The organism is Allobosea sp. FBZP-16, from assembly GCF_002831785.1.
Taxonomy (GTDB): Bacteria; Pseudomonadota; Alphaproteobacteria; order Rhizobiales; family Beijerinckiaceae; genus Allobosea; species Allobosea lupini.
The window spans coordinates 1-1,249 of the sequence record NZ_LNCQ01000039.1 but is presented as its reverse complement, the minus strand read 5'-3'; the positions used below and the strand labels follow the sequence as shown (position 1 = coordinate 1,249).

General features: G+C 61.5%; 1 protein-coding gene. It reads left to right on the top strand.

The annotated features are described in order from the left end of the window. The first annotated feature begins 68 nt into the window (after positions 1-68). Positions 69-1,222, top strand: a protein-coding gene (locus CXY91_RS20110; protein WP_100962981.1) for an IS3 family transposase whose coding sequence is annotated in 2 segments (ribosomal slippage) — positions 69-327 and positions 327-1,222 — 1,155 coding nt in all. Because the reading frame shifts where the segments join, the coding sequence is not laid out codon by codon here. The last annotated feature ends 27 nt before the right edge of the window (positions 1,223-1,249 follow it).

Sequence of the window (1,249 nt, the reverse complement as noted above, 5' to 3'; positions counted from 1 at the left end):
TGACCTGCCCCCCGGAAGTTCCCTCGCTGTGATGTAGAGTCTGCCCAACCTGAGAAGGAGCAGACGAGATGAGGAAAAGCCGTTTTACCGAGGCGCAGATCATCGGGATGATCAAGGAACATGAGGCGGGTTTGCCGACCTCCGAGCTTTGCCGGAAGCACGGGTTGAGCCCCGCGACCTTCTACAAGCTGAAGGCCAAGTATGGCGGGATGGACCTGTCGGACGCAAAGCGGCTGAAGCAGCTCGAGGACGAGAACGCGAAGCTGAAACGCCTGCTGGCGGATGCGATGTTGGACAACGTGGTTCTGAAAGATCTGTTGGGAAAACCCTGACGACACCGATGGCGCGGCGGGACGCGGTTCTGCGGGCGATGAAGGGTCATCCGATCTCTCAACGCCGGGCCTGCGTCCTGATCGGTGTCGATCCGAAGACTGTGCGGCGTGAGCGGCCGCCCGATAACCCGGAAATCCGTGAGGAGATGCACAAGATCGCCGAGAAGCGTCGTCGCTTCGGGTATCGGCGTGTGGGCATCATGCTGGAGCGCAAAGGCATGATCATGAACGAAAAGAAGCTCTACCGCATCTACCGGGAAGAGGGTCTGTCAGTGCGCCGCCGTCGTGGCCGCAAACGGGCACGCGGCAGTCGGACACCAATGCCGGTGCCGCTGCGGCCGAACCAGCGCTGGTCCCTGGACTTCCTGTCCGACACGTTCGGGGCATGCCGCAAGTTCCGCATTCTGGCGGTCAACGACGATTGCTGCCGCGAGAACTTGGCCCTGATTGCCGACACCAGCATATCGGGGGCCAGAGTGGCGCGAGAACTTGACGCCTTGGTTCGCATCTACGGCAAACCGGCTTGCCTCGTCAGCGACAACGGAACCGAGTTCACCAGCAAGGCGATCCTGAAGTGGGCCAACGAGAACGGCGTCGAATGGCATTACATCGATCCCGGCAAGCCGCAGCAGAACGGCTACATCGAGTCCTTCAATGGCAGCCTGCGCGACGAATGCTTGAACGAGGAGATCTTCGACAGCCTGGCCGATGCCCGCCGAAAGCTGGCCCTGTGGCGCTACGACTACAACAACGTCAGGCCGCATTCCTCACTGGGCAATCGGAGTCCAGCAGAAGCGCGCCGGGCGCTTGAGCAATCTGAGGGCTCCGCGCCCGGCGCGCTTGCCCAACCCGAAACCGACCACTATCAACCCCAAGGACTCTCGTTATGAACGAGGGAACTTCCGGGGGGCAGGTCA